The organism is Streptomyces sp. enrichment culture (assembly GCF_964273255.1).
Classification (GTDB): domain Bacteria; phylum Actinomycetota; class Actinomycetes; order Streptomycetales; family Streptomycetaceae; genus Streptomyces.
In genome coordinates this window covers 6,416,697-6,430,504 of the sequence record NZ_OZ186835.1, presented here as the reverse complement: position 1 = coordinate 6,430,504, position 13,808 = coordinate 6,416,697, and the positions used below count along the sequence as shown (strand labels likewise).

Sequence of the window (13,808 nt, the reverse complement as noted above, 5' to 3'; positions counted from 1 at the left end):
GAGCGGCCGCCCGGACGCCCGGGCGGTGGACCGTGCCGCGCCTCAGGGGCGGGCGAGCAGGGTGCGCACACCCTCCGAAGTGAGCGTCAGGCGGTGTTCGGAGCTGCCGTCGATCGTGAGGGACAGCTCCTCGGCCGGCCACTGGGCGGCGAGCGCCCCGAGCGGCACCAGGCGGTAGCGGGAGACGAAAGGCAACAGCCCGGCCATCTCCAGCTCCGAGGTGAAGACCGGCACCACCTGGGTGCCGCCCGGCTGCTCCAGCACCGGCAGCGCCACGGCACCGGGGTCGGCCGCCTCCTCGTCGCCCGCGTCGTCGGGGACCGGGATCAGGACGTCACTGCCGGCCAGGGCGTCCAGCGCGGCGGCGTCCTCGGTGTTCTGCGCGAGCACGTCCAGGGCGCGCTGCGCGGGCGTCGGGGCGTTGTTCTCGTGCGCGGGTGTTTCCATGACAGATTCCCTGATGGCGGAGGTGCGGGGGACTCGCCCGGATCAAGATCGTTTCCGGGCGCGGGTGCTGCACGCGTACCCGGTCCACGACGGCGCAACCCTGCGGAAACCGACCCCCTGCCGCTCCCCTGAAACACGTGGCTATCATATGAGCGCCGTCTAGCTCGAAAGATGATCCTGTGACTGTCAACGAAGACTCGTTCACCGCCTGGCAACACCGCGAGGAGATCGCGGAGTCGATGATCCCGATCATCGGGAAGCTGCACCGCGAGCGGGACGTCACCGTCCTGCTGCACAGCCGCTCCTTGGTGAACAAGTCGGTGGTCAGCATCCTCAAGACCCACCGCTTCGCCCGGCAGATCGCCGGCGAGGAACTCTCCGTCACCGAGACGCTGCCGTTCCTGAAGGCCCTGACCGCGCTCGACCTCGGCCCGTCCCAGATCGACATCGGCATGCTGGCCGCGACGTACCGGGCGGACGACCGCGGCCTGTCGGTGGCCGAGTTCACCGCCGAGGCGGTGGCGGGCGCGACCGGCGCCAACAAGATCGACCGCCGCGAGCCGCGCGACGTGGTCCTCTACGGCTTCGGCCGCATCGGCCGGCTCCTCGCCCGGCTGCTGATCGAGAAGTCCGGCTCCGGCAACGGCCTGATGCTGCGCGCCATCGTCGTCCGCCAGGGCGGCGAGCAGGACCTCGTCAAGCGCGCCTCGCTGCTGCGCCGCGACTCCGTGCACGGGCAGTTCCAGGGCACCATCACCGTGGACGAGGCGAACAGCACGATCGTCGCCAACGGCAACAGCATCAAGGTGATCTACGCGAACGACCCCTCACAGGTCGACTACACGGCGTACGGCATCAAGAACGCCATCCTGATCGACAACACCGGCAAGTGGCGTGACCGTGAGGGCCTTTCGCAGCACCTGCGCCCCGGCATCGACAAGGTCGTCCTGACCGCGCCCGGCAAGGGCGACGTGCCCAACATCGTGCACGGCGTCAACCACGACACCCTGAAGCCGGACGAGCAGATCCTGTCCTGCGCCTCCTGCACCACCAACGCCATCGTGCCGCCGCTGAAGGCGATGGCAGACGAGTACGGCGTGCTCAGCGGGCACGTGGAGACCGTCCACTCGTTCACCAACGACCAGAACCTGCTGGACAATTACCACAAGTCCGACCGTCGCGGCCGCTCCGCGCCGATGAACATGGTGATCACCGAGACCGGTGCCGCGTCGGCCGTCGCCAAGGCGCTGCCGGACCTCAAGGCGCGCATCACCGGAAGCTCCATCCGCGTCCCGGTGCCCGACGTCTCCATCGCCATCCTGAACCTGCGCCTGGGCCGGGCCACCGACCGCCAGGAGGTCCTGGACTACCTGCGCAACGTGTCGCTCACCTCGCCGCTGAAGCGCCAGATCGACTTCATCAGCGCCCCCGACGCGGTCTCCAGCGACTTCATCGGCTCGCGTCACGCGTCCATCGTCGACGCCGGCGCCCTGAAGGTGGAGGACGACAACGCGATCCTCTACCTCTGGTACGACAACGAGTTCGGCTACTCCTGCCAGGTCGTCCGGGTCGTCCAGCACGTCTCGGGCGTGGAGTACCCGACCTACCCGGCACCGGCGGTCTGACGCCGGACGTTCCGCCGATCCCCTCGGTGCGCACCCCAGGTGCGGGACGGGCCCCAGGGCCACGCCCCGCCGGGGTGCGCACCGTCTGCTTCTCGCGTCTCAGGAGCCGCCCGCCGGCGGCCGCTTCACCTCCCTGGGCGGTCACCCGGCCCGCCGCCGCCCTGACCCCGGCAGCCCCCGCCGCCCCGGCCGGCCACTGCGGCGGCTCCCCCGGTACGGGGTGCGGCGGGCGGCCTTCCGGGCGACGGCGCCGCTCCGCGCCGTCGCGCCCGGTACCGGGTGATCGTCACCGGTCCGGACGGAATCGCTCCACCCCCATCGGTGACGGTCAGCGAACCTCTGGGTCCAGATCGGTAACGATCACCCGGTAACGCTTGCCGAGTGCGAAACACTTCCTACGCTGCGTGCATGTCCCTCTTCAGCAGTCGCACCAGCAGACGTCCCCGTATCGTTCCCGCCCTCGACGACGCCGATCTGGCGCGTGGTCTGAAGCAGTTGAACAAGCGAGGTGTCGGTGGGGGCCGGGCGCCGGAGGTGACGGTCGTCGCCACGCTGCTCCGGGAGGCGGGCGACGACTGGGACCGCCGCAGCCACCGCGCGTCCGTCCTGGCCGAGGCGGCGGCCGGGACCGGGCTCGCCTCCGCGTGGCTGGACCGGGAGCCGGACAGTGCCGACGCGCTGGTGTTCCACTCCTGGGTCGGCCTGGTGCGCGGCCTGCGCGACCGGCGGGTGGAGGACGCCGCCCAGCTGGTGCACCAGTGCCACCGGGCCGCCGAGATCGACCCCGCCGACCCGACGCCCTGGGTGGTCCTGCTCGGCCTGGCCCGGGTCGAGCGGTACGCGCAGAACGACGTCAACGCCATCTGGCGGGAGGCCACCGCCCGCGACCGCTGGCACCGCGAGGCGTACGTGCAGATGCTCGCCTACCTCTCGCCGGAGGAGGGCGGTTCGAGCGCGTCCGTGCTGGACTTCATCGACGTCGTGCGCACCCGCATCCCCGCCAACGCGCCGTGCGCGGCGATCGAGATCACGGCCGCCGTCCGCCAGTACCAGGGACTGCTGGCGCAGGGCGGGGTGCGGGCGATGACCGCGGGCCAGCTGTGGGACGGCGGGCAGATCGCGGCGGCCCTCGAACAGGCCGCCGGGCTGTGGGCCAAACCGGGCTTCTTCCAGCACGCGGCGGCCCAGGCCGATCTGAACGTGCTGGCGTACGCGCTGTGCGCGGCTGGACGGGCCGCCGACGCGTACCACGTCTTCCAGGTGCTCCAGGGGACGGTCACCCCGTGGCCGTGGGACGTCGACGGGCCCGCGGTGCAGCGGTTCGAGCAGCACCAGGCCAAGGCCGAGCGGGGGCGGCAGGGAGGCATCGGGGGAAGCTGACGCCGCCCGGCCGCCGTCCGTGGTCAGTGCCGGTCGAAGACCGTCCCGACGACCTCGCGCAGCTCCGCCTCGGGATCCGCGACCGGGCCCTCGGAGCGCCAGGCGACGAAGCCGTCGGGGCGCACCAGGACCGCGCCGCCGGGGGTGATGCCGTGCGCCGCCGCCCAGTCCGCGCCGTCCGCCGGGCGCAGGTCGGTGTCCGGCCCGTCGCCCACCCGGTACGAGGTGAGCGGCACGGACAGGCGCCGCGCCACCCGGTCCGCGGCCGCGTGCCAGGGACAGCCGGAGCCCGCGGCGCTCAGCAGCACGGGCGTGCGCTCGTACAGGTCCAGCGTGGACAGGCGCGCGCCGTCCCGCTCCAGCCACAGGTGCGGGGCGCGGCTGCCGGGCTCGCCGGTCAGCCGCACCCCGTCGGGGACGACGGGCGCGGCGGGGTCGGCGCCGACGACCGCGCCGTGCGGGTAGCGGTAGGCCAGGGCCACGTTGAGGATGCCGCCCTTGCGTCCGCCGGGCCCGCCGGCCTGCTCGGCGGGGGTGTAGCCGGGGTGGCTGTGCTCGACGGAGCGTGAGGAGGCGCGGGCGCTGGTGGCCTCGGCGACGGGGCGGCGCTCGGCGTCGTAGGAGTCCAGCAGCCCGGGCCCGGCCCAGCCGCCGAGCACCGCGGCCAGCTTCCAGGCCAGGTTGTGGGCGTCCTGGATACCGGTGTTGGAGCCGAAGGCGCCGGTCGGGGACATCTCGTGTGCGGAGTCGCCGGCGAGGAACACCCGGCCGTCGGCGTACCGTTCGGCGACCCGCTCGGCGGCGTGCCAGGCGGCGCGGGCGGTGATGTTGACGTCCAGGTCGGGTACGCCGACGGCCCGCCGGATGTGGGCGGTGCACCGCTCGTCGGTGAACTCCTCCAGTGTCTCGCCGTGTTCGGGGTGCCAGGGGGCGTGGAAGACCCAGCGCTCGCGGTTGTCCACCGGCAGCAGGGCCCCGTCGCCGTCCTCACCGGTCAGGTAGCAGACGATGAACCGCTGGTCCCCCACCACGTCGGCGAGGTCGCGGGAGGTGAAGGTGATGCTGACGTTGTGGAACAGGTCGCCGGGGCCGTTGTGGGCGATGCCGAGCCGCTCCCGGACGGGGCTGCGCGGACCGTCGGCGGCGACGAGGTAGTCCGCCCGGATGGTGGTGTGCTCGCCGGTGTCCCGGCTCTTGACCCGGGCGGTGACCCCGTCGGCGTCCTGGTCGAAGCTCATCAGCTCCGTGTGGAAGCGCAGGTCGCCGCCGAGTTCGCGGGCCGCTTCCACCAGCACGGGTTCGACGTCGTTCTGGCTGCACAGGCACCAGCCGGTGGGGCTGAAGCGGGCCAGGCCGCCGCCGGGGTCGATCTCGCGGAACAGCCACTCGCCCGCGTCGCTCGTCAGGCTCGGCGTCTGCAGGATGCCGTGGTTGTCCGCCAGCACCGTCGCGGCCCGCTTGATCCGCTCCTCGATCCCGGCGGTCCGGAACAGTTCCATGGTGCGGACGTTGTTGCCGCGCCCGCGCGGGTGCACGGACGTTCCGGCGTGCCGTTCGACCAGGGTGTGGGGGACGCCGAGGCGTCCCAGGAACAAGGACGTGGACAGGCCCACGAGCGAGCCGCCGACGACGAGGACGGGCGTGCGGTGCCCGACCTCGCCGGCCTCTTCGATTCGGTTCATGACGAAGCGCCTCCAGCATCGCCCGCGCGGGGCTGCGGAAAGGGACGCCCCTTTCATGCCCGGTGGACGGGGCCGCGCGTCGCCGCGGCACCCGGTTGGCGCGCGGTTCACCCGGGTGCACCGTGTCGCTCGCGCCCTCCGGGGGCCGCGTCGACCATCGAGGCATGGCGACCCCGGCCCCCTTCGGACAGGCGGTCGTTCCTGCCCCCGAGAAGAACGTCCGCGAAGAACTTCCGCGAATGACTTCCGTGAATGACTTCCGCGAATGACTTCCGCGAAGAAGAGGAGAGGTGTGCCGGATGACCACGTCGGGACGCATATCGCAGTCCGCCTTCGACGGCTCCAGGCTGCGGGTGATCCTGCTGCTCGACCTGTACGAGGGAGCGCAGCAGCAGTTCCTCGACGCGTACGAGCACATGCGGAGCAAGGTCGCCTCCGTCCCCGGTCACATCAGTGACCAGCTCTGCCAGTCCATCGAGAACCCCTCGCAGTGGCTCATCACCAGCGAGTGGGAGAGCGCCCCGCCGTTCCTCGCCTGGGTGAACAGCGAGGAGCACGTCGAGACCGTCCGGCCGATGCACAGCTGCGTCCGCGACACCCGCTCGATGCGCTACACCGTCCTGCGCGAGACCCACCGCGACCAGCCGTCGGACGGCGGTGCGGCGGCCGGCCTGCAGACCGCCGCCCGCGTGGGCGACGGAGTGGCCCGCCACGCCCTGACGTTCACCGTGAAGCCGGGCTCCGAGTCGAAGGTCGCCGAGCTGCTGGCCGGGTACGAGTCCCCCGAGGCCCAGGTCGACGAGACCACCCGGCTGCGCCGCACCTCCCTGTTCATGCACGGCAACCGGGTCGTGCGGGCCGTGGAGGTGGAGGGCGACCTGCTGGCCGCGCTGCGGCACGTGGCGAAGCAGCCCGGGGTGCGGGCGGTCGAGCAGGCCCTGGACCCGTACCTGGAGCAGGAACGGGACCTCACCGACCCCGACTCCGCCCGGGTGTTCTTCACCCGCGCCGCCCTCCCGGCCGTGCACCACGTGGTGTCCGCCGGCCCCGAACCCGCCGGTCTGCGGCGGCACATGCTGTTCTACCCGGCCGTCACCGGCCGCGGCACGGACCTCGCCCGCTTCCTCGCCCACCAGGACGAGGCCGCGGCCGACGACCCGTCGGGCCCGGTGTACGCGAGCACCGTCTTCCAGCGCGACGACATCGTGGTCCGCCTGGTCGACGTCACCGGCGACCTCGACCTCGACCTGCACGCCGCCCTCGGCATCAAGGGCGCCGGCAAGGCCGCCGAACTGGAGCGGCTGCTGGACGGCGTCGCGATCGGCGTGGAGGGCTCCCTGGACTCGGAGCGCACCCTCAACCGGCTCCTGTCGCACGCCGACATGATGCCGGTCACCGACCGCAGCCCGGCGGCTTCCTGACGGTCAACCGCGGTGACGCCGGGCCGTCGACGCCCCGGCGTCACCGCCCCAACCGGAGGTACTCATCATGTCCAAGCAGCATCCACGCATCGTGGACCTGAGCGAGACGGAACCCAACCGCCGGCGCGGCGGTGACCTCAGGACCCTCCTCACCCCCGCCACGGTGGGCTCCACCAGCGGCTTCATGGGACTGGCCATCATCAAGCCCGGTGAGCGCATCGGCGAGCACTACCACCCGTACTCCGAGGAGTTCGTGTACGTCGTCAGCGGCGCCCTCGAAGTGGACCTGGACGGCGAGCCGTTCGCGCTGCGCGCCGAGCAGGGCCTGCTGATCCCCGTCGACATGCGGCACCGCTTCCGCAACGTCGGCGACGAGGAGGCCCGCATGGTGTTCCACCTGGGTCCGCTGGCCCCGCACCCGAGCCTGGGCCACGTCGACACCGAGGAGAACGTCTCCGACGAGGCCGGACCGCAGCTCACGGTCGGCGGGCCCCAGCACGGACGGCCGTCCGAGCCCAGTGGGGCCATAAAATGACCCGGCGAGTGGCCGTCACCGGTATCGGTGTGGTCGCTCCCGGGGGTACCGGGACGACGGCGTTCTGGGACCTCCTCGCAGCCGGCCGCACCGCCACCCGCGGCATCACCCTGTTCGACCCGGCGGGACTGCGCTCCCGCATAGCCGCCGAGTGCGACTTCGATCCCTTCGAGCACGGCCTCGACCCGGACCTGTGCCAGCACGCGGACCGCTACATCCAGTTCGCGGCGGTCGCGGCCGACGAGGCGGTGCGGGAGGCCGGGCTCGACTCCTCCCCCGCCGACCCCTGGCGCACCGCGGTCAGTCTCGGCAGCGCGGTCGGCGGCACCACCCGGCTGGAGCACGACTACGTCCGGGTCAGCGAGCACGGCAGCCGCTGGGACGTCGACCACCGGGCGGCCGATCCGAAGCTGCACCTGGCGTTCCAGCCCAGCACCCTCGCCTCGGTCGTCGCCGAACGTTTCGGCGCGCGGGGCCCCGTGCAGACGGTCTCCACCGGCTGCACCTCCGGGCTCGACGCGGTCGGCTACGGCTTCCACACCGTCGCCGAGGGCCGCGCGGACGTCTGCATCGCGGGGGCGTCCGACTCCCCGATATCCCCGATCACCATGGCGTGCTTCGACGCCATCAAGGCGACGTCGCCCAACAACGACGATCCCGCGCACGCCTCCCGGCCCTTCGACGCCCGTCGCGACGGGTTCGTCATGGGCGAGGGCGCCGCGGTGCTCGTCCTGGAGGAGTACGAGCACGCCAGGGCCCGCGGCGCGGAGATCCTGTGCGAGATCGGCGGGTACGCCACCTTCGGCAACGCCTACCACATGACCGGGCTGACCAGTGAGGGCCTGGAGATGGCGCGGGCCATCGACAGCACGCTGGAGCAGGCCCGGATCGATCCCACCCGGATCGACTACGTCAACGCGCACGGATCCGGCACCCGCCAGAACGACCGGCACGAGACGGCGGCGGTGAAGCGGTCGCTGGGCGCGCACGCCCACGACACGCCCATGAGCTCCATCAAGTCCATGGTGGGGCACTCCCTCGGCGCGATCGGCGCGATCGAGGTGGTCGCCTGCGTCCTGGCGCTCAAGCACCAGGTGGTGCCGCCGACGGCGAACTACGAGACCCCCGACCCGGAGTGCGACCTGGACTACGTGCCGCGCACCGCCCGCCCGCGGAAGCTGGACAACGTGCTCTCCGTGGGCAGCGGGTTCGGCGGCTTCCAGTCCGCGGTGCTGCTGACCGGGCCGGGCGGGAGGACCCGATGAGCACACAGCGCACACAGCGCACACAGCCCGCACGGCGCAGCCGGCGTGCCCGGAACGCGGCCGTCACCGGCATCGGTGTGGTCGCGCCCAACGGGATGCGCACCGACGCCTTCTGGAAGGCCGTCAGCGAGGGCGTCGTCGTGCTGGACCGGATCACCCGTGAGGGCTGCGACCACCTGCCGCTGCGGGTGGCCGGCGAGGTCCGCGCCTTCGACGCGGCGGCCCTGATCGAGGACCGGTTCCTCGTGCAGACCGACCGGTTCAGCCACTTCGCGATGGCGGCGGCCGCCCTCGCCCTCGACGACGCCGGGCTCGGCAGCGGTGACCCCGCGGAGCCGTTCGGCGTGGGGGTGGTCACCGCCGCCGGTTCCGGCGGCGGCGAGTTCGGCCAGCGGGAGCTGCAGAAACTCTGGGGCCAGGGCCCCAAGTTCGTCGGGCCCTACCAGTCGATCGCCTGGTTCTACGCGGCGAGCACCGGCCAGATCTCCATCCGCGGCGGCTTCAAGGGGCCCTGCGGTGTGGTGGCCAGCGACGAGGCCGGCGGGCTGGACGCCCTCGCGCACGCCACGCGTGACGTGCGGCGGGGCACCGGCACGATGCTGGTGGGCGCCGCCGAGGCGCCCCTCGCCCCCTACTCGATGGTGTGCCAGCTCGGCTACCCCGAACTGAGCACCGTCGAGGAGCCCGACCGGGCCTACCTCCCGTTCACCGAGGACGCGTGCGGTTTCGTGCCCGCCGAGGGCGGTGCCCTGCTCGTCGTCGAGGACGAGGAGCAGGCCCGTCAGCGGGGCGCCGCCGTGCGGGCCACCCTGGCCGGGCACGCGGCCACCTTCACGGGGGCGTCGCGCTGGGCGGACTCCCGCGCGGGCCTGGCCCGGGCGATCGAGGGTGCCCTGGCGGAGGCGGGCTGCGCTCCCGAGGACGTCGACGTGGTGTTCGCCGACGCGATGGGCGTGCCCGAGGCGGACCGTGCCGAGGCCCTGGCGATCACCGACGCCCTCGGCGCGCACGGCACGCGGGTCCCCGTCACGGCTCCCAAGACCGGTTACGGGCGGGCGCACTGTGCGGCGCCGGTGCTGGACACGGTGGCCGCGGTGCTCGCCCTGGAGCACGGCCAGGTGCCGCCGACCCCCAACGTGACCGCCGGCTGCCACGGCCTCGACCTGGTGACGTCGCGGGCCCGCCCGGCCGAGCTGCGCACCGCCCTGGTCCTCAGCAGGGGACTGATGGGTTCCAACGCGGCGCTGGTCGTGCGCCGCGGTGGCGAGTCCGCCCGGTAGGTCCGGGCGGGGAAGGAGCAGACAGCATGATCACCACCGAAGTGACCTTCGACGAACTGGCCGCCCTGATGAAGAAGGCGGCCGGCATCACCGTCGAACCGCAGGAGCTGAGGCAGGCCGCGGAGTCCCCCTTCGACTCCTTCGGTCTGGACTCGCTGGGCCTGCTCGGCATCGTCGGCGAGCTGGAGAACCGGTACGGCCGGTCGCTGCCGCCGGACTCGGAGCGCTGCAAGACGCCCCGGGAGTTCCTCGACCTCGTCAACAACACCCTCAAGGCTGGAGCCTGACCGTGGCCGGACACACCGAGAACAGCATCACCATCGACGCTCCCTTCGACCTCGTCTGGGAGATGACCAACGACCTGGAGAACTGGCCGGATCTGTTCAGCGAGTACGCCTCCGTCGAGGTGCTCGCGCGGGAGGGCGACACCACCCGGTTCCGCCTGACCATGCACCCGGACGACAACGGCAAGGTCTGGAGCTGGGTGTCCGAGCGCACCCCGGACCGCGCCACGCGGACGGTGCGGGCCCGCCGCGTCGAGACCGGCCCGTTCGCCCACATGGACATCCTGTGGGAGTACGCGGACGTGCCGGGCGGGGTGCAGATGCGCTGGACGCAGGACTTCGCGATGAAGCCCGACGCCCCCGTCGACGACGCGTGGATGACGGACAACATCAACCGCAACTCGCGTACGCAGATGGCGCTCATCCGGGACCGGATCGAGCAGGCCGCCCGCGAGCGGGACGACGCGTCCGTCGCCTCCACCCGCTGAGAGACACCGGTCCGGGAAGGTCCGGGAAGGCCCGAGGTCCAGGAAGGACACCACCGATGCACCACGCCCTGATCGTCGCCCGGATGGCTCCCGGGTCGGAGTCGAAGATCGCCGATGTGTTCGCCGCCTCCGACCGGGGGGAACTCCCCCACCTGGTCGGGGTGAGCCGGCGGCGGCTGTTCCGGTTCGGCGACGACGTGTACCTGCACCTCATCGAGTCCGAGCAGGACCCGGCGCCCGCCATCGCGAAGGTGGCCGGGCACCCGGAGTTCCGCAGCATCAGCGAACAGCTGGAGGCGTACGTCAGCCCGTACGACCCGGCCACCTGGCGCGGCCCGAAGGACGCCATGGCGCAGTGCTTCTACCACTGGGAGCGCGGCGGCTCCTAAGGGGAACACACCGAGGCCGCCGGTTCCGCGTTCGTCGCGGGGCCGGCGGCCTCGGTGCGGGCCGGGTGCGGCCGGACCGGTCGTCCGGGGCCAGTCGTGCGCCCGGGACCTCTCGTGCGGCAGGGACCTCTCGTGCGGACCGGACCGGACCGGGGAGCGGGGTCCGGCCCGGTGCGGACGGAGGACCTAGGGGACGGTGCAGTCGAAGGCGTGCAGGTAGGCGTTGACCGGGCTGACGTCGTCGATGACGAGGCCGGCGTCGGTCAGGCGGTCGGTCATGCTCTGCCGGGTGTGCTTGGCACCGCCGACGTTGAGGAGCAGCAGCAGGTCCATGGCGGTGGTGAACCGCATGGAGGGGGTGTCGTCGACGAGGTTCTCGATGACGACGACCCGGGCCCCGGGCCGCGCCGCTCGGCGGACGTTGGCCAGCGCCCTGCGGGTGCTGTCGTCGTCCCACTCCAGGACGTTCTTGATGATGTACACGTCCGCCTGGACGGGGATGTCCTCGCGGCAGTCGCCGGGCACGACCGTCGCCCGGCCGGCCAGGGCGCCGCCCTCGCGCAGCCGCGGGTCGGCGTTGTCCACGACGCCCGGCAGGTCCAGCAGGGTGCCGTGCAGGTGGGGGTGCTTCTCCAGGAGGCTGGCCAGGACGTGGCCCTGGCCGCCGCCGATGTCCGCGACGGAGGCCGCGCCGCTCAGGTCGAGGAGCCGGGCGACGTCCCGCGCGGACTGCTCGCTGGACGTCGTCATGGCGCGGTTGAAGACGTGCGCGGACTCGGGGGCCGAGGTGTTGAGGTGGGTGAAGAACTCCTCGCCGTAGACGTCCTCGAAGACGTTGTGCCCGGAGCGCACGGCCTCGTCGAGCTGCGGCCAGACGTTCCAGGTCCACGGCTCCGTGCACCACAGGGCGATGTAGCGCAGGCTGTGCGGGTCGTCCTCGCGCAGCAGGCGGGACATGTCCGTGTGCGCGAAGGTGCCGTCGGGCCGTTCGGTGAAGACGCCCTGGCAGGTCAGCGCGCGCAGCAGGCGGCGCAGGGTGTGCGGCGGGGCCTTGACCGCCTCCGCCAGGTCGTCGACGGTCAGGGGGGTGTCGTCCAGCGCGTCCGGCACGCCGAGGCGGACGGCGGCGCGGACGGCGGCGGCGCAGGCCGCGCCAAAGACGAGCTCCCTCAGCCGCATGGGCGGCGGGGGAGCCGGATCAACGGTGGTCATCCGTTGCCTCGCTTCTGATGGTGCTGGGGTGTGGGGGGTGTGCGGGTCGGGCGGGGCCGGGGTCAGCACAGTCCGGCGGGCTCGGAGAGGGTGCAGGTGTTGCCGCGGAACGTGTTGGTGGTGGCCGTGTCGCGGTTGGCGAGGTCGGCCGGGCTGTTGCCGGTCACCAGGTTGTCGCGGATGTCGTTGCGCTCGTTGACGGCGCCGACGAAGCTCTTGAACAGCACGATGCCGCCGGAGAGCGGGGAGGTGCCCCGGTTGTCCTCGACGCGGTTGCGGGCCACCACCGTGTCCTCGGCGCCGGTGAGGACGATGCCGGAACCCTGGAGGAAGGGCAGCCGGGGGGTCGCCGCGCAGTGCTTGTTGTTGGCGTGGATGTGGTTCCGGGTGACGCTCAGGGCGCCGGCCCGGGGCGTGGACTCGTCGCCCACGACGAACACGGCGGCACAGTTGCCGGTGGCCTCGTTGCGTTCGACGCTCAGGTTGCGCAGGCGGCGCACGGTGACGCCGATGCGGTTGCCGGACACGCGGTTGTGGCGGACCACCGTGCCGTCGGCGTCCCGGGCGCCCTCCTCGGTGTCGATGGTGTTGGACACGAACAGTCCGGCGTCGCCGTTGTCCTCGGCCACGTTGTGGCTGATCACGCTGCGCACCGAGCGCTCCTGGGCGATGCCCCACTGGCCGTTCTTCTCGGCGGTCACGTCGCGCACCTCGAACCCTTCGGTGCGGGTGGCCCACAGGCCGTTCTTCTCGAACCCGCGCAGGGTCAGGGACCGTACGGAGACGTCCTCGAGGGGCTTGTCGTCGGTACCGGTGACGCAGACGCCGTTGCCGGCCGTGGCGCAGGCGTCCTTGCCCGTGCCGGGGACCAGGACGGTGCGCCCCGCGCCGGAACCGCGCAGGGTGAGGTCCGGGACGGTGATGCGGACGCTCTCCTTGTAGGTGCCGGGCGCGACGAGGACGGTGTCGCCGGGCTCGGCCGCGTCGACGGCCTTCTGGATGGATTCACCGGGGTTCACCCGGTGCACGGAGCGGTGGTCCGCGGACGGTGCGGACGGTGCGGCGGCCAGGCCGGTACCCACGATCGCCGCGGTGCAGGCGAGGTAGGTGAGGTGTCGTTTGGTCATGTGCCGAAGCTATGAGCGGGGGTACCGCCCCGCCACCGGTGATCGTCCAGGTGGGCTCGGCGTGCGGTGTGCCGGCGGAATGGGAGGCGACGGCCCGTCAGGGGGGCGGCCGGGCACCGGGGATGGGACACGGCCGGGAGGTGCGGCGGCTGCCCGGGGCCGTGACCGCGCCGGGGAGCCGGTGCGGTCCGGCGCGGACGCGCCGACGGCGGCCCGGCCGGGTCCCGGTCCTCTCCCCCGCCCGCGAAGGCCCGGCGCGGTACCCGCCGTGCTCGAGCGGCGCCGGACTCCCGACGGCACCCGCGGCCGGGCACGCCGGTGCGTGCCGGGCCCGGGGGCGGGGGCGGGGTCAGCGGTTCATGGCCGCCCAGAACTCCTCGAAGGACATCCGGCCGTCGCCGTCGGTGTCCAGCGAGCCGATCAGTTCGCGGGCCTGCGCCTCGGTGATGTGGGAGCCCTCCAGCTCGGCCACGACCTGCCGGTACTCCTCCGGGGTGACCTGGCCGTCCCCGTCCAGGTCGTAGCGCTCGAAGACCGTGCGCGCCGCCGTCTCCACGATGTCCGCCATGTGTTCCGTCCTTCCGCGATCTTGCTGACGGGCCCACCGTAGTGCCGGGCACGGCGCGGGCGGGGCGCGGGCCGGGCGGGGCCCGGCGCTCCCGCGGGGTCCGGG

Annotated in this window: 14 protein-coding genes; 9 read left to right on the top strand and 5 right to left on the bottom strand. The window is 72.7% G+C overall.

Annotated elements, in window-relative coordinates; genetic code table 11:
• Positions 1–42: 42 nt before the first annotated feature.
• The gene (locus ACSU53_RS28110; RefSeq protein ID WP_437032211.1) at positions 43–447 is read right to left on the bottom strand and encodes an SseB family protein; all 405 of its coding nucleotides are present in this window, start codon (positions 445–447) and stop codon (positions 43–45) included.
• Between the two features lie 179 nt (positions 448–626).
• Between ACSU53_RS28110 and ACSU53_RS28105 the strand changes: the two genes are divergently transcribed.
• Together ACSU53_RS28105 and ACSU53_RS28100 are read left to right on the top strand one after the other, a co-directional pair.
• The gene (locus ACSU53_RS28105; RefSeq protein WP_437032210.1) at positions 627–2,072 is read left to right on the top strand and encodes a glyceraldehyde-3-phosphate dehydrogenase; all 1,446 of its coding nucleotides are present in this window, start codon (positions 627–629) and stop codon (positions 2,070–2,072) included.
• 408 nt (positions 2,073–2,480) lie between these two features.
• A complete protein-coding gene (locus ACSU53_RS28100) occupies positions 2,481–3,452 on the top strand; it encodes a hypothetical protein (RefSeq protein WP_437032208.1) in 972 nt (323 codons plus the stop codon).
• Between the two features lie 23 nt (positions 3,453–3,475).
• Here the strand turns inward: ACSU53_RS28100 and ACSU53_RS28095 are convergent, their stop codons facing one another.
• Entirely contained in the window at positions 3,476–5,134 is a 1,659-nt protein-coding gene (locus tag ACSU53_RS28095; RefSeq protein ID WP_437032206.1) for an FAD-dependent oxidoreductase, read from the bottom strand.
• Between the two features lie 299 nt (positions 5,135–5,433).
• Here ACSU53_RS28095 and ACSU53_RS28090 point away from each other — a divergent pair, with 299 nt between their 5' ends.
• From ACSU53_RS28090 to ACSU53_RS28060, 7 genes are all read left to right on the top strand, one after another.
• Positions 5,434–6,555 carry a SchA/CurD-like domain-containing protein gene (locus tag ACSU53_RS28090; RefSeq protein ID WP_437032204.1) on the top strand — a complete coding sequence of 374 codons (1,122 nt, stop codon included), beginning with the start codon at positions 5,434–5,436 and terminating at the stop codon, positions 6,553–6,555.
• A 67-nt stretch (positions 6,556–6,622) separates the two neighbouring features.
• A complete protein-coding gene (locus tag ACSU53_RS28085) occupies positions 6,623–7,090 on the top strand; it encodes a cupin domain-containing protein (protein WP_437032202.1) in 468 nt (155 codons plus the stop codon).
• Positions 7,087–8,355: a beta-ketoacyl-[acyl-carrier-protein] synthase family protein gene (locus ACSU53_RS28080; RefSeq protein WP_437032200.1), complete on the top strand. Its 1,269-nt coding sequence runs from the start codon at positions 7,087–7,089 to the stop codon at positions 8,353–8,355. Before ACSU53_RS28085 ends, ACSU53_RS28080 begins: the two co-directional genes overlap by 4 nt.
• Entirely contained in the window at positions 8,352–9,635 is a 1,284-nt protein-coding gene (locus ACSU53_RS28075) for a ketosynthase chain-length factor (protein ID WP_437032198.1), read from the top strand. The genes ACSU53_RS28080 and ACSU53_RS28075 overlap by 4 nt, the downstream gene beginning before the upstream one ends.
• Positions 9,636–9,661: 26 nt before the next feature.
• Complete coding sequence (locus ACSU53_RS28070) at positions 9,662–9,922, top strand: acyl carrier protein (RefSeq protein ID WP_437032196.1); 261 nt, start codon at positions 9,662–9,664, stop codon at positions 9,920–9,922.
• A gap of 2 nt (positions 9,923–9,924) precedes the next feature.
• Complete coding sequence (locus ACSU53_RS28065) at positions 9,925–10,407, top strand: SRPBCC family protein (RefSeq protein ID WP_437032194.1); 483 nt, start codon at positions 9,925–9,927, stop codon at positions 10,405–10,407.
• A 56-nt stretch (positions 10,408–10,463) separates the two neighbouring features.
• Positions 10,464–10,796, top strand: coding sequence for a TcmI family type II polyketide cyclase (locus ACSU53_RS28060; protein WP_362100571.1), 333 nt, complete (start codon positions 10,464–10,466; stop codon positions 10,794–10,796).
• 186 nt (positions 10,797–10,982) lie between these two features.
• Here ACSU53_RS28060 and ACSU53_RS28055 read toward each other — a convergent pair whose 3' ends face one another.
• From ACSU53_RS28055 to ACSU53_RS28045, 3 genes are all read right to left on the bottom strand, one after another.
• On the bottom strand, positions 10,983–12,008 hold the full coding sequence (locus tag ACSU53_RS28055) for a methyltransferase (protein WP_437032192.1): 1,026 nt from the start codon (positions 12,006–12,008) through the stop codon (positions 10,983–10,985).
• Between the two features lie 62 nt (positions 12,009–12,070).
• A complete protein-coding gene (locus ACSU53_RS28050; RefSeq protein ID WP_437032190.1) occupies positions 12,071–13,135 on the bottom strand; it encodes a right-handed parallel beta-helix repeat-containing protein in 1,065 nt (354 codons plus the stop codon).
• A 349-nt stretch (positions 13,136–13,484) separates the two neighbouring features.
• Positions 13,485–13,703 (bottom strand): EF-hand domain-containing protein, encoded by a 219-nt coding sequence (locus tag ACSU53_RS28045; protein ID WP_437032188.1) that lies wholly within the window; start codon positions 13,701–13,703, stop codon positions 13,485–13,487.
• Between the last annotated feature and the right edge of the window lie 105 nt (positions 13,704–13,808).

Coding starts and splice junctions, on each gene's coding strand:
- ACSU53_RS28110 (WP_437032211.1), bottom strand. CDS start 447: ATGGAAACACCCGCGCACGAGAACAACGCCCCGACGCCCGCGCAGCGC.
- ACSU53_RS28100 (WP_437032208.1), top strand. CDS start 2,481: ATGTCCCTCTTCAGCAGTCGCACCAGCAGACGTCCCCGTATCGTTCCC.
- ACSU53_RS28095 (WP_437032206.1), bottom strand. CDS start 5,134: ATGAACCGAATCGAAGAGGCCGGCGAGGTCGGGCACCGCACGCCCGTC.
- ACSU53_RS28090 (WP_437032204.1), top strand. CDS start 5,434: ATGACCACGTCGGGACGCATATCGCAGTCCGCCTTCGACGGCTCCAGG.
- ACSU53_RS28085 (WP_437032202.1), top strand. CDS start 6,623: ATGTCCAAGCAGCATCCACGCATCGTGGACCTGAGCGAGACGGAACCC.
- ACSU53_RS28080 (WP_437032200.1), top strand. CDS start 7,087: ATGACCCGGCGAGTGGCCGTCACCGGTATCGGTGTGGTCGCTCCCGGG.
- ACSU53_RS28075 (WP_437032198.1), top strand. CDS start 8,352: ATGAGCACACAGCGCACACAGCGCACACAGCCCGCACGGCGCAGCCGG.
- ACSU53_RS28070 (WP_437032196.1), top strand. CDS start 9,662: ATGATCACCACCGAAGTGACCTTCGACGAACTGGCCGCCCTGATGAAG.
- ACSU53_RS28060 (WP_362100571.1), top strand. CDS start 10,464: ATGCACCACGCCCTGATCGTCGCCCGGATGGCTCCCGGGTCGGAGTCG.
- ACSU53_RS28055 (WP_437032192.1), bottom strand. CDS start 12,008: ATGACCACCGTTGATCCGGCTCCCCCGCCGCCCATGCGGCTGAGGGAG.
- ACSU53_RS28050 (WP_437032190.1), bottom strand. CDS start 13,135: ATGACCAAACGACACCTCACCTACCTCGCCTGCACCGCGGCGATCGTG.
- ACSU53_RS28045 (WP_437032188.1), bottom strand. CDS start 13,703: ATGGCGGACATCGTGGAGACGGCGGCGCGCACGGTCTTCGAGCGCTAC.